Raw genomic sequence first — 13,826 nt, 5'->3', positions numbered from 1 at the left:
ATGCTAATCGCATAAATTCGCGCCGTATGTCTCGGGATTTTGGCATATTCATGCCAAAACACCTCGCGGAACAGTACATTCATGACTGCCGTTTCAATCGGAAGACTGAGAAGCAGGCAGATTACAACTACAATGGAAGTTGACATGATATAAAGTCTGCTGATCTCACCATTTGTATAACCCAGGATTTTTACCATGGAAATAGACTGGGCATTTTTCTCGATGATGATCTTAGACAGCAGATAAATCAGTACCATGTAGATCATAATAGCAAATCCGTTGATCATCTTATATTTTCCAGGCAGTGTATTTAAAGAATATGCGGAAAATTCCTCTGCATCTTCATTGTCTGTCTCAGAGTCCATATAGAATTCCAGCAGAAAGATCAGGCTCTCAAATTTGTTTCCACTCACTGCACTGACCGGAACCTGAAGCATGTACTGATATTTCGCCAACATATTTCCCTGTATTTCTCCCTGATAATGAGACAGGGCAGATGGAAGCAGCAAACCAAACATCAGAAGCAGATTAGCAAAAATGATTCCTATAAACAGAAAATATAGTTACTCATATTCTGGAAAATGACACGCAGACGGAATCTGGAGAATATTTTAATCCTCGGGCTTAAACGAATGGCTCTCTTCTGCCTGCGCCCTGAAGAGAGATCCCTGCGCAGGAATTTCAACGGAGACAGTTTTAATTTATGTCTGAGGACTCCGTAATTTACCACCAGCATGATGATCACCGGAACTACAGTTGTAAGCAGAAAGGCTTCTGCATTCCATCTGGTCACATAAGTCGGAAGACTGTAGCTGCCATAATACATACCCGCGCATACATCTTTGAATACCGTATATCCAAGAGTAATTGTACTGCAGTTTATCCTGATTCAGAGAATCAAACTCTTCCTCTGTCACAACAGAAACACCAAACTTTACGTAATCGAACATAGAGTCATTATTGTTCTGAAACAGACAGCTATAATCAGAAAGAGCCACAAGTCCCGTAATCTTCCAGGTCTTTTTTCCGCTCTGAAGTGTATCGCCTACAGACAGGCCGTTGTTGTCCGCATACATTCTGTCGATGGCCATTTCCCCTCTTCTCGCTGGAAGTTCTCCGTCCATCAGGCATATTTTATTGATTTCTTCCCTGTTTTTGAAAATACGCATGGTGCTTCCATTATCCAGAGGTTCCTCCAGATAAAAGTTGTCATACAACTTTACACCCAGCTCTTCAATCTCTTCCCGCTGTGTTTTGTAAATCTGTTCTGCTGTGCGGAAATTTCCATCTTCAATATTGTATTTCTCAAATCCCTCATTGTAGGCAGTGATCATACTTCCATCCGCAACAAGGAAACCAGACACAAAACCTATGGTCGCTACCATCAGGATAAATACTACCAGATATTTTCCGATCTCACTCTTTAACTCTCGTGGCAAACGCTTTCTTAAAGGACTTTTCATCTCTTCGTCCCCCTTTACCAGTCAAGCTCTGCGGCAGGGATTTTATGTTCGTTAATGTAGTTCTTGCGAATCATGCCGTCTCAAAGCTTTACTACACGATCGGCCATATCTTTGATGGCATCATTATGTGTTACCATGACGATCGTGTTGCCGTATTTCTGGTTTACGGTCTCGATCAGTTTCAGGATTTCTTTGGAAGTGTTGTAATCCAGCGCTCCGGTAGGTTCATCACATAACAAAATATCCGGATTCTTTACAATCGCTCTGCCAATAGCAGTTCTCTGCTGCTGACCGCCGGAAAGCTGGTTTGGAAGTTTCTTTTGATGTTCATAGATTCCCAGTGTATGCAGTAACTCATCTACATCCAGCGGTTTATCGCTAAGATAGGCGCCTACCTCTATGTTCTCACGCACTGTAAGATTCGGGATCAGATTGTACATCTGGAAAATATAGCCAAGATGCTTACGTCTGTACAAAGACAACTTCTTCTCCGACATATCTGCCAGACGCTCCCCGTCTATCACCAGATTTCCCTCATCTGCACTGTCAATTCCGCCAATGATATTCAATAACGTAGACTTCCCCGAACCGGACGGCCCAAGTAAAACACAAAATTCTCCTCTCTCTATTTCAAGATCCAATCCTTTCAGCACATCCACACGGCTGTCACCCGCGCCAAAAGACTTCTTAATGCCCTGTATCTGCAGAAACATTTTTCTCATTCCTCCCTCGTATTCACTCTTATCGAGCAAATTTTTATGGCATATTATTGTTGGTTCATAACAATGTTATGCTACACTAACTTTATGTTAGTGTAAACTTACTGCCTTGTCAACCGATTTTCGTAGTTTCGTAAATTTTCGTGGATATCCATTATTGATCAGATATTATTATTTTAAGATTATAAGAAAGCATTGCCTTTCACAACAATGCTTTCTTCATTTTAGAACACGTTTAGAGTATTTAGAAGTATTTTTTAGATTCCATATTCTTTGTATAATCGTTGTCGGAACTCTTTATCTGTTGTAACTAATTGAACCTCTGCATTTCTTCCATTCAGAATTAAACGGTTAATCAAAGCGCTTAAACGTTCCTCTCCTTTTGCTTCCCCTTTTATTTCGCCACGTGCCTCTCCTCGCATTTCCGCTTCTGCTGTTGCCTTAGCCATGGCCTCTCTGTGAATCCGCTCAAGACGTTCTGATTCCAATTCAAGAACCTTTCCACCCATGATATCACCTACTCCTTTCCGGACTTTTTCTTCATTCTGGCATATGTAGTCCGATATTTTAATAATCAATTTATTTAAATCCATATACCATTTAGATTTACCTGCTTTTGACAGTTCATCTTCCAGATTTCTCCGAATTTCTTCATACTGATTCAATAATTGTTGAAACAACCTCGGATTTTCGCTTATTTCATGAATATCTTTTTCATATCTCATAATATAAAATGGCAGAAGCATTAATAAATCTTTTTCAAATATTTTATCTTTTGTATACGTTTCAAGTTTGATAGTCGGAACTCTGTACAGTAGCACGCTCTCATCATAAAGCACAATTTCTACTTCCAGAAAATCCGGTGTATTACTCCCGCTTCTTAAATATAATACGCATGATCTCGGTAATTCCATCCTGTATCTGCGTCCTTCTTTTTGCACATTTTCAATGGCAATGGCAAAATCATACTCTATCATCCGAATCGCCATAGTCGTATCGTCCATACTCTGACATTCAATATGATACAGCTTGCCTCCAATCTTCAGACAACAGTCAGTAATAACCTCTCCATTCTCCTGCTGATGCTCATTTCGAAGCTGAGTAATCTCCACGTTTTTCGGATACGAAGTATCAAACACTTCATTAATCAACGGCACTGCCAGATAAGGCATCTTCTCCACCATTGTACGAAAAACGTCATCAAAAATAGTACTGCTCATCGCATACTCCTTTCGACACTAACATTATAACATTTCGCAACAATATTTGAATACCCAATCTCTTCAAATCTATTAAAGTCAGATTGCGTACACCTTATCCTTTGTAATTACTCGCATAAAGGGAAAAATAACCGAACGGTTCAGAAAACTCCCAGATATGTAACCTCAGTGTATCAAACGTATTATCCTCTGTCAAGCGTAAAAATTCACGTAAAAAGGCAGTCTCCACTACACCTAATAGTAAAAACTGCCTTTCTCTCACTTACTCTTAATGTCTGACTTCCACAAACTTAGCCCTGTTCATCAACGGATGTGCCAGCTTGATCGCATCTTTCGGGCAAACCATAACGCAGGCTCCGCAGTAATAGCACTCACCTGGATACATAATGATCGGATGTTTTCCTTTTTCCGGTGATGGGAGCAGGATGTCGCACTGACAAACGTTTGCGCAGCGGTTACATCCAATGCACTTACTCTCATCGTACTTCAGCGGATTGGTACTGCAAGGTACCGGCTCTACTTCAAAGTCTGCTTTTGCATCGCCAGGTTCCTGCACTTCTTCCTGAACTTTCGCAGCAGTCACATATTTTTCCGCACGATCCGGAGTCTGTGCCTCTTCTGTAATATAATCCTGGTTTCGCTTCTCATACTCATCTTTCAGCTTGCCAAAGAAATTCAGCGGAACAATTCTTGTCACTGCCTGGCCATTTTCCTGATGGATTACGATATGCTTAATTTCTTAAGTTCGTTCCCAGAGCTGCTACGACTGCCAGAGAAAGGAGGATCGGAGGCACACACATGAACACGTCCATAATACGGCTGATCACATTGTCAACAACTCCACCGAAATATCCGGCACTTGCACCAAGGATCGCGCCAACTACCAGTGCCATCAGACTGGTTGCAAGTCCGATCAGCAGAGAGTATCTGGAACCGTGGACGATTCGTGCAAAAAGGTCTCGTCCCAGTTCATCTGTTCCAAAGAAATGTTTCAGGCTCGGTCCCTGAAGACGATCTGCGCCAACCTGCTCAATACATTTGCTGTAAGGTACGATCAGATCTGCAAACACTGCCATTCCAATGATCAGCACCAGCAGAATCAGTCCCAGAACTGCGGCTTTGTTCTTGCGGAAACGACGCCAGAATTCTGAAAGCTGGGCATGTTTTTTTCTTCTATTCATGATGCTTTCCTCCATTCTGGTATTTCGCCTTAATTCTCGGATCAATAAACGCATACAAAATATCTACAAGTAAGATGACAAAGCTGAAAAGCACTGCCAGGAATAAAGTTGCTCCCATAACCATCGGGATATCTTTCTGGCGGATCGCAGTTGTCATCAGGGTTCCCATTCCAGGCATCGCGAAAACGGTCTCCGCGATGATCGCACCGCCAAGGGATGCACCGAAGCCGGTTCCTAATGCTGTAACAACCGGAAGAAGTGCGTTTCTCAGCGCATGTTTCCAAATCACACGTTTACCGGAAGCACCTTTTGCTTTCGCTGTGCGGATATACTCCTGACGGATGGTTTCCAGCATGGCAGATCGTGTCAGTCGGAGAAGTCCAGCTGCCGAAGTCAGCGAAACCGTCAATGTCGGCAGGATAAAATGTTTCAGCGAAGCAGCACCGAATGACGGGAGCCATCCAAGCTTTAAGGAAAATACGATCAGCAGCATCAGTCCAAGCCAGAATCCAGGCATAGATGCGAAAACCAGTGCAACAACTACACATACATGGTCTGTAATGGAATACTGGCGTACTGCGGAAAGGATTCCAAGTGAGATTCCGATAATGGAAGAAACGCACATGGAAAGCAGTGCTAGGATAAATGTGTTCGGAAATCTTGCCAGGATATCATTGATCACCGGCTGGCGGGAAGCATAGGAAGTTCCCAGGTCAAAATGAAAAATAATGTTTCCGATATAACTGAAAAATCGGATAAGGAACGGCTTATCATAGCCAAACTGCGCATTCAGTGCAGCAACGTCTTCCGGTTTGGCGGTAATTCCCAGAATGATCGTTCCCGGATCACCAGGTGTCAGGGAAAGAATGGTAAATACCAGAAATGCTACGCCAAAGAGAACCGGGATCATATATAAAATTCTCTTAATTATGTACTTAGCCATATGGACAATGTGCCCCTTTCATATCATAAAAGACTGTTGCAGCAAGCATTTCACTCACTCACGCTTTCGGGTAAGTTATGTGTATTGCTTAATACAACAGTCCCTGATTATTAATCTAATTCAGTCAACATTCATGAACCCTGATTTCAAATCGCAGCTCATCATACGGATTTTTCCAAATGTTATGCCCAGTTGAAATCATATACGTAGTAGTTTCCTTCAAATGGGTACTCTTCCGGGCATGTAAGGTCTGCGTTGTATGCATACAGGGTAAGAGGATTGCAGAGAACTGCGTAGATTGCTTCGTCCTGTGCTTTTGTGAAGATCTGGTCAAAGATATCAAGTCTCTTATCGTTGTCTGTCTCTGCTCTTGCTTCATCGAATAGTTTATCCATCTTTTCATCAGAATATCTTGCATTGTTTGCAGTTCCAATGTAATCAGATGTAAATGCCATCTCAAGACTCTGTGTATCGCCGTCCAGTGTCATTGTCAGAGCTATGATTCCGTAGTTTCCGCTTGTAAGGTCACTGATGTAAGAGTTGAATTCTTTTACAGAAATTTCCATTTCAAGACCAACTGCTTTCAGATCGTTCTGGATAACAGTTGCAAGGTTGGAATATTTCTCTGCTACAAGGATCTCGCCCAGATCATATGGTGTTTCAATTCCTGCTTCTGCAAGAAGTTCTTTTGCTTTTTCAGGATCGTATGTATACTGTGGCTGATCATTAGAATATCCACTTCTTGCTTTTGCGCAGATGTTGGAGTTTACTTCAGCTTCACCATCGTAACATACAGAAACAAGGTTATCTCTGTCGATGGCATAGTTGATAGCCTGACGAACTTTCGGATCGTTAAATGGCTCTTTCTCCAGGTTCATAGATACATAAGCAAATCCGGAAGTTTCTACTTCTGCGATCTTAATCTGCGGATTTGCCTGAAGCTGTGGAAGTACGGAAGAATCAACTTCTGCGAAGTTTACTTCTCCTGTCTGGAGTGAGATCGCTTTTGTAGCTGCATCTGGGATAACTTCAAATGTAAGGTTCTTGATCTCCGGTGCTCCGCGGTAGTAATCTTCGTTTGCTTCCAGAGTGATGTTGCTTCCTGTTGCACGGCTTACAAATTTGTATGGACCGGTTCCGGACCGGGTTTGTCGCAAATGCATCTTCATCTTTCTCATAGTATGCTTTCTCGCAGATATAAGGAGTCAGAACACCCTGCAGGAATGGTGCATATGGTGTATCCAGATGACATACGACTGTGCTGTCGTCTGTTGCTTCTACACTTGACAGCATGGAAATCTGTGAGCCCTGATATTCAGACTGTTTGAACAGTTCCAGTGAGAATACAACATCGTCTGCTGTTACTGTTGCTCCATCGTGAAATTTTACATCATCTCTTAAATGGAATGTATAGTCCAGACCGTCTTCGCTGATCTCATAGCTTTCAGCAATTCTTGGCTCCGGATCATGTTTTCCATCTGGGTTATAGTACATTAAGGTATCGTAAATCTGATTTAAGACATCCTGTTCTACACCTGTGGAATAGTTGGTTGCATGGAGTGTGTCGATGTCTGCATCAAGAGCGATGACAAGGTCTGTCTTGTCTGCTGCCTGTGCAACGGTTGCAAAACACATAGATGCTGTCACTGTGCAGACAGCTGTTCTTGACTTTTATGCTTTTGAACTATATCATTACAAATAATATTAAAAGTAAGTTCTTACTTACTGTTCACATGTCATTAATGAAGCAGCAGGCTTGCTTAATTTAGTCAAAAAATAAAAATCTACTATATTATAAGGAGTCTATTATGGCATTAAATAAATCAACTTTATCCGAGCAGATTTACCAAATTCTTCGCTCTGACATCCTGCATCAGCGAATCCCTTTGGGAGAGAAATTAACGCTTAAGAATCTTCAGGCGCAGTTTGAAGTCAGCTCCACTCCTATCCGAGAGGCACTGACACGCCTTACAGAAGACGGTCTGGTACGCTACTATTCTAATATCGGAGTAAATGTAATTGAATTATCAAAACAGGATCTGACAGAGCTTTATCAGTTCATGGGCGATCTGGACCGGCTTGCAATTCTTTACAGCGGAAATTCTCCTGAACATGAGCAGATCTGTAAGATATTAGAAGATAATATCAGCCATACTCTGGAATTAGAAGAAAAAGCCCAGCAGGCGCCTCTTTCTAAGGAAGAAACCGAGAAATGGATCAATTATTCAGATCATTTTCATTTGATTTTCTATGATTACTGCGCAAACAGTCGCCTGACTCTGGCAGCTGAGAAACTTCGCAGTCAGCTTACGATCTTTTCCAATTTATATGAAACGCAGGCTGAACCTCAGCATAATATCGGTCAGATGCATAAGCAGATCTTTGAAGCATATAAGAATGGAGAAATTACCAAAGCCGGTGATCTGATGAAGCAGCATCTGGAGGATTCCCTGCAGTATGCGCTGTCCTGCCTGTAAACTGCAAAATATATTTTCACCAAAATACTGTATCTCACATGTTTTATAATATTCATGTGGTGTACAGTATTTTTTATGTCATAAGAAATTACTTTATAATCTTTTTACTATCGCATAAAAATCTCTCCAGGCAAGATCGTGCTGCGATAAAGAAGAATTATATCTCTGAAGCAATCTGCCGCAGGCAGAGAATTCTGCAAGCAGAATTCTTTTATGTTACAAATATTATGCACATCTTAATTTTTGATATTCAAAATATATTGACTTTTCTTTTCCACCTTGCTATATTTTTCTTGGTTATTTATTGATTCGAACAAAATTCTTTTGTTCTGGACGATGTACCGGTCACTTATTCATTTATCAGAGGGGAAAATTTATTATGAATCCAGTCAAAAAAATATATTGCAGGGCTTTTCAGAAAGCTTTTCACATTGCTATTCCATTTTTACCTTACCGTAAACCGAAAATCGCAGGAAGTGTCAAAGAACTTCCCGAAATCATTATGCGTCACAAATGTACACACGTACTGATCATTACAGATGCAGGCATCGCTAAACTCAGACTTACCAGACGTCTGGAAAAGGCTCTGCAGGAAGCAGGGATTCCTTACACCATATATGATAAAACAGTTGCCAATCCTACAACTGTAAATGTACAGGAAGCACTGGACCTCTATCATGAAAACGGATGTGATGTGATCATCGGTTTCGGCGGCGGTTCCAGTATGGACTGTGCTAAGGCTGTCGGTGCGCGTGCAGTAAAACCGGAACAGTCCCTGGCTCAGATGAAAGGAATCCTGAAAATACACAAAAAACTTCTGCTTCTCATCGCAGTTCCAACTACTGCTGGTACAGGAAGTGAAACTACTCTCGCTGCCGTTATTACAGATGCAGATACCAGATACAAATATGCGATCAACGACTTTCCGCTGATCCCACGTTATGCAGTCCTTGACCCGAAAGTTACTCTGAGTCTGCCGCCTTTTATCACTGCTACTACAGGTATGGATGCCTTGACTCATGCTGTAGAAGCGTATATCGGAAATTCCACAACGATTGACACACGTAAAGACGCTCTGAAAGCTGTGAAACTGATTTTTGAAAATATTTATACTGCTCATGACCATGGAGATGATATCCATGCAAGACGAAATATGCTCCATGCCTCTTTCTACGCTGGCTGTGCTTTTACCAAATCCTATGTAGGATATGTACATGCAGTTGCACATTCACTGGGAGGCGAATATAATGTTCCTCATGGACTTGCCAACGCTGTTCTGCTGCCGATGGTACTTCGCGAATATGGAAGCTGTATTGACAAAAAACTCCACAACCTGGCCATTGCTGTCGGCGTTGCTGAAAAAAATACGCCGGATCATGAAGCAGCAGAACTTTTTATCCAGGCAATTGAAGAAATGAAAAAGGAATTTGGAATTGGAAATACTGTAAAAGAAATTCAGGAAACAGATATCCCGAAACTGGCACATTACGCAGATAAGGAAGCAAACCCATTGTATCCGGTGCCGAAACTGATGGATGCTTCTGAACTTGAGAAATTCTACTATATGCTGATCCCTGAAGTTCAGGAATAATCCACATCCATTTCATTACAGTTTATTTGTTTTGGGGCAGGCTGACAAAATCATCTATTTTGCAATCTGCTCATAGCTCAATAATAACTTTACAGTTTAATTAATTTGTGCGTCCTACAAGGAGAATTTTATATTATGACAGAAACAGAAATTAAAGAAATTGTCCAGAAACAGCGCAGCTATTTCTATACAGGTGCTACTTTACCGATAGAAAAAAGGCTGGAAGCTTTAAAGAAATTAAAGGTCTGTATTCAGAAATATGAGCCACTTATCAATGAAGCTCTGAAACGTGATCTGGGAAAAAGTAACTTTGAATCTTATATGTGTGAGGTAGGTCTGGTTCTTTCAGAACTCAGCTATATGATCCGCCACACTCCATCCTACGCAAAAGAAAAGACCGTACTGACTCCTCTTGCTCAGTTTGCTTCCAGAAGCTATAAGAAACCGTCACCTTACGGTGTAGTTCTTGTCATGAGCCCGTGGAATTATCCTTTTCTTCTTACGATCGATCCACTGGTAGATGCCATTGCTGCCGGAAATACGGTTGTGCTGAAACCAAGCGCGTACTCCCCTCATACAAGCCGCGTGATCGAATCCATTATTGACGAATGTTTTGATCCGCATTATGTAGCTGTAGTAAATGGCGGACGTGCAGAGAATACCTCTCTGCTCAATGAACATTTTGACTACATCTTCTTCACCGGAAGCCAACATGTAGGCCGTGAAGTAATGGCAAAAGCATCTGCACATCTGACTCCTGTTACTCTCGAACTTGGAGGAAAAAGCCCATGTATCGTAGAGAAAAGCGCCAACCTCAAGCTGGCTGCCAGACGAATCGTATTTGGAAAATATCTCAACTGCGGACAGACCTGTGTTGCACCGGATTATATTTACTGCGATAAAGAAATCAAAGATGAACTGATCCGTCTGATTCAGAAACAGATCAAAAAGCAGTTTGGTTCTGCACCTCTGAATAATAAAAATTACGGAAAAATCATTAATGAAAAACACTTCACACGCATTCATAATCTGATTGATCCAGACAAAGTCGTCTGCGGCGGTGACTGTAATCCAGACACTCTGCAGATTGCTCCTACTGTAATGGATCATGTCACTTTCCAGGATGCTGTCATGCAGGAGGAAATCTTCGGTCCAGTACTTCCAGTACTGACTTATGATTCACTGGATGAAGCTATTGTAACCATTAATTCTAAGGCACATCCACTGGCTTTATATATTTTCACCTCAAGTAAAGAAATTGCTGAAAAAGTAACTACTCACTGTGGTTTCGGCGGTGGCTGTGTGAACGACACCATCATTCATCTGGCTACCAGTGAGATGGGATTTGGCGGATTTGGAGAAAGCGGTATGGGGTCCTACCATGGAAAAGATGGCTTCAATACCTTCTCTCATTACAAGAGTATTGTGGACAAAAAAACATGGCTGGATCTCCCGATGAGATACCAGCCATATCGAAAAATTTATGAAAAACTGCTTAGAAAGTTCCTGAAATAAAGGAACTTTCTTTTATGCCATAGCACATTTATCATCATTATCCCGATGTTTTATTTATTCCGACATTTTCCCCTGCATGACGGCATAGTGCGTCTCGCCAGCGAAAAACTTTCAATCTGATAGAATTTTGATTGTCTGACAGCAAAACTTCTTCCAGTTGATTTATATCATCACTATTTCTGCCAATAAAATACAGCATACTGATTATGGCATGCTTATGTATCTCTGACGGAAATTCAAATATATCTCCGTATTCTTCTATCAGACACGCACTGAACAAAACATGATATTTGTTCATGATCTGCAGGAATGAAAGCGACTGCGTCTGATTTTGGATTCCCAGTTTGTTTATATATTTATTCATGATTTCCTGATTTAAACCAAATCCGGTATGGGCAAACAGGGCCGCCATCAAAAGGCAGTAGCATTCATCTCCATTCAAATCTTCCAGCTTCTGTCTGTCCATTATTAAATCGCAAAATTCTGCAATATCTATAAAATGCATAATAGAATAATCCGAAATATTGGGATATATCTTTTTATACTTCTCCAGCATTCTCTGGACCACTGTACAGTTATCCCTGTAATTCTCATATAATTTTTATGATTTTGTAAGTAAATTTTCCGAACACTTGTTAACTATCATTTGAATTATTCTCCATCAATTGTATTACCTGTTTTTATCATTATACTCAAAAACAGCAGCCTTGTATATAGCTGCTGTTTCCAAAAATTCAGTAAAATTATATCCAAATTAATACCTTTTCCATTTAAGTTTTGAAAAAGATTTGCCTTTTTCACCTTTGATCAATTTCTTAACGTATGCTGAATATTCAGCTTTTGTAACTTTCTTATCATTTACAGTATAAGTAATTTTCACCGGTTTTTCATCATAAGAACGATTTCCATAATCCTTCTGTACACGCGCTGCCATTTTATATGTTCCATTTACATACTTATAATAATAATCGCACAATACTCCCATATGACCACTGTTCTTTATATAAATCACTTTATGTTTCGGATAATACTTTGTAAAATCCCCCTGGCCAACTGTCGCTACTCTTCTTACTTTTCCATTCTGATAATCATAGATAGCCTGTGTCAGATAACCATACCCCGGTTCTGTAATCAGCTCCGCAACATGATCTCCATCAATATCAGCATATACATATTTGATTGTTGTCATTCCAAAATTGCAGTACTGTCTCTTATCTGCAATGATCTGCTGTTTTAATGCACGATGTGCTATCGTATTCTGTAAACTCATTGCAGATACAGATGACGTTGATACAAACAGCATAACCATTGCCAGTAAAACTGTTATTACTTTAATACTCTTTTTCTTCATAATTTTTGTCTCTCCTTTTCCAGGTAGTTTGATAACTTTGTATCTTACCAGATTATAGCACCTCATATATGATCCTTCACCTTATCATCACATTCAGACAATTCATGGATGCCACATAATGGTAATCTATTTTCTCTGAAATCCCCCTGATGATAGCAAGTCCGTATTGTGTATCCCTGTTTCTGTATTCCAGGGGATTAAATTTCACCCCATTGTCACGCAGTGACAGGCACCCGCTTCCATCTTTTTCCAATGTCAGCCGAAGATCAATAAAATGTTTTCCTTTTTTACCTGTAAATCCATGTTCCACAATGTTTCCTGCAATTTCTTCCACTGCCAGGCAGATCCGGAAAGATTTGCCCGCCCCCAGCTGATGAGCATTACAGAATTCCCTGAGCTGTCTGGTTGTTTCCATTACCATGTCCATGTTATCAGAAACAGATACTTCGTAGCTTCCTGTGATATCCTTCTCCAGATCAGGATCTGTTGCCGCCCACATATCCCATTTATTTTGGGATTTATATTTCTTCAGGAACAAATACATGACCGGCAATGGAAGGATTCCTGAAAGAAACCAGGAAAACCAGATTCCATTAAGCCCTGCCGCCATTCCCAGAATCCAGGCCGGAACAACAACCAGAACCAGATTGTGAAGAACGCAGATAAGATTGGAAAGTCCTGACTTTCCCGTGGAAAGATAGTGATACAGCAAAATCTGGGAAAATATTTCTCCTGGAAGAGAAATAGCATAAAAACGCAGGCAGGCCGCAGTGGCAGAAAGCGTAGTTTGATCTGCTTTCAGAATTCCATTTGCCAGCACAGGTGCAAACAGGAATATGACCCCGCCGCAGCCAACGGCAAGGAACATACCATATTTGCAGGCAGTCCTAAAGGTGGCACGGAGTGCATTTTTGTTTCTCTCGCCATAGAACATACCGCTGAAAATAGAAATAGTTCCTACAACACCCATGAAAATGGCATCTGCAAAATGTGGCACTGCTTTTAATTAAAAATATCGTCTTCCTCATTGTACGAGACGGAATAATCTGATATAATAATCATGGTTTCAAAACCATGATCCCAGAGTATACGTCTTGTCAGGAAGGATGCTCTGGGATCCCTTTCTTTACTGTATTAATGACAGTATACAGGGTAACTCAGAGACAGGCCACAAGGTCTTTGTATTGCCATCTAAAGTTAGCATCAACAATTAAACTTCAAAATCAAGCATAAATACTTATTTTAACCTAATCAGTGCTAACTTCCCATTTTTTTCCTACTCACACCCTGTTATTAGCTAAAACAAAAGGTTTTAAAGTTTTTTGCTAAGTAAACATACCTACTCATTTATCCACCAACAAAATTA

Annotated in this window: 12 protein-coding genes and 2 pseudogenes; 3 read left to right on the top strand and 11 right to left on the bottom strand. The window is 40.8% G+C overall.

What is annotated here, in order from left to right; genetic code table 11:
- The 8 genes and pseudogenes from ACTNES_RS15405 to ACTNES_RS15370 all read right to left on the bottom strand — a co-directional run.
- Positions 1-1,463, bottom strand: a pseudogene (locus ACTNES_RS15405) (ABC transporter permease); the annotation flags it as partial.
- Between the two features lie 14 nt (positions 1,464-1,477).
- Positions 1,478-2,176 (bottom strand): annotated as a pseudogene (locus ACTNES_RS15400) (ABC transporter ATP-binding protein).
- Positions 2,177-2,439: 263 nt separating this feature from the next.
- Positions 2,440-3,402 carry a hypothetical protein gene (locus ACTNES_RS15395; protein ID WP_441040016.1) on the bottom strand — a complete coding sequence of 321 codons (963 nt, stop codon included), beginning with the start codon at positions 3,400-3,402 and terminating at the stop codon, positions 2,440-2,442.
- A gap of 268 nt (positions 3,403-3,670) precedes the next feature.
- Entirely contained in the window at positions 3,671-4,099 is a 429-nt protein-coding gene (locus tag ACTNES_RS15390; RefSeq protein ID WP_441040014.1) for a 4Fe-4S binding protein, read from the bottom strand.
- Positions 4,100-4,133: 34 nt separating this feature from the next.
- On the bottom strand, positions 4,134-4,583 hold the full coding sequence (locus ACTNES_RS15385) for an ABC transporter permease (protein WP_441040012.1): 450 nt from the start codon (positions 4,581-4,583) through the stop codon (positions 4,134-4,136).
- Positions 4,576-5,526, bottom strand: a complete 951-nt coding sequence (locus ACTNES_RS15380; protein ID WP_291809742.1) for an ABC transporter permease — start codon at positions 5,524-5,526, stop codon at positions 4,576-4,578. The genes ACTNES_RS15385 and ACTNES_RS15380 overlap by 8 nt, the downstream gene beginning before the upstream one ends.
- A 182-nt stretch (positions 5,527-5,708) precedes the next feature.
- Positions 5,709-6,614 (bottom strand): ABC transporter substrate-binding protein, encoded by a 906-nt coding sequence (locus ACTNES_RS15375; protein WP_441040018.1) that lies wholly within the window; start codon positions 6,612-6,614, stop codon positions 5,709-5,711.
- Positions 6,556-7,173, bottom strand: a complete 618-nt coding sequence (locus ACTNES_RS15370) for an ABC transporter substrate-binding protein (RefSeq protein ID WP_441040009.1) — start codon at positions 7,171-7,173, stop codon at positions 6,556-6,558. Before ACTNES_RS15370 ends, ACTNES_RS15375 begins: the two co-directional genes overlap by 59 nt.
- 161 nt (positions 7,174-7,334) lie before the next feature.
- On the opposite strand from ACTNES_RS15370, the gene ACTNES_RS15365 reads away from it, so the two are divergent.
- From ACTNES_RS15365 to ACTNES_RS15355, 3 genes are all read left to right on the top strand, one after another.
- On the top strand, positions 7,335-8,003 hold the full coding sequence (locus ACTNES_RS15365) for a GntR family transcriptional regulator (RefSeq protein ID WP_441040007.1): 669 nt from the start codon (positions 7,335-7,337) through the stop codon (positions 8,001-8,003).
- Positions 8,004-8,382: 379 nt separating this feature from the next.
- Positions 8,383-9,594 carry an iron-containing alcohol dehydrogenase gene (locus tag ACTNES_RS15360; protein WP_441040005.1) on the top strand — a complete coding sequence of 404 codons (1,212 nt, stop codon included), beginning with the start codon at positions 8,383-8,385 and terminating at the stop codon, positions 9,592-9,594.
- A 135-nt stretch (positions 9,595-9,729) separates the two neighbouring features.
- Positions 9,730-11,109: an aldehyde dehydrogenase gene (locus ACTNES_RS15355; protein WP_291809730.1), complete on the top strand. Its 1,380-nt coding sequence runs from the start codon at positions 9,730-9,732 to the stop codon at positions 11,107-11,109.
- Between the two features lie 37 nt (positions 11,110-11,146).
- Here the strand turns inward: ACTNES_RS15355 and ACTNES_RS15350 are convergent, their stop codons facing one another.
- From ACTNES_RS15350 to ACTNES_RS15340, 3 genes are all read right to left on the bottom strand, one after another.
- Positions 11,147-11,677, bottom strand: coding sequence for a hypothetical protein (locus ACTNES_RS15350; protein ID WP_441040003.1), 531 nt, complete (start codon positions 11,675-11,677; stop codon positions 11,147-11,149).
- Between the two features lie 186 nt (positions 11,678-11,863).
- Entirely contained in the window at positions 11,864-12,460 is a 597-nt protein-coding gene (locus tag ACTNES_RS15345; protein ID WP_320813320.1) for a hypothetical protein, read from the bottom strand.
- Positions 12,461-12,536: 76 nt separating this feature from the next.
- Complete coding sequence (locus tag ACTNES_RS15340) at positions 12,537-13,430, bottom strand: ATP-binding protein (protein ID WP_320813321.1); 894 nt, start codon at positions 13,428-13,430, stop codon at positions 12,537-12,539.
- Positions 13,431-13,826 lie beyond the last annotated feature (396 nt).

The organism is Blautia sp. HCP3S3_D9, assembly GCF_052063845.1.
Lineage (GTDB): Bacteria > Bacillota > Clostridia > Lachnospirales > Lachnospiraceae > Blautia_A.
This window is presented reverse-complemented; position numbering and strand designations above follow the sequence as displayed.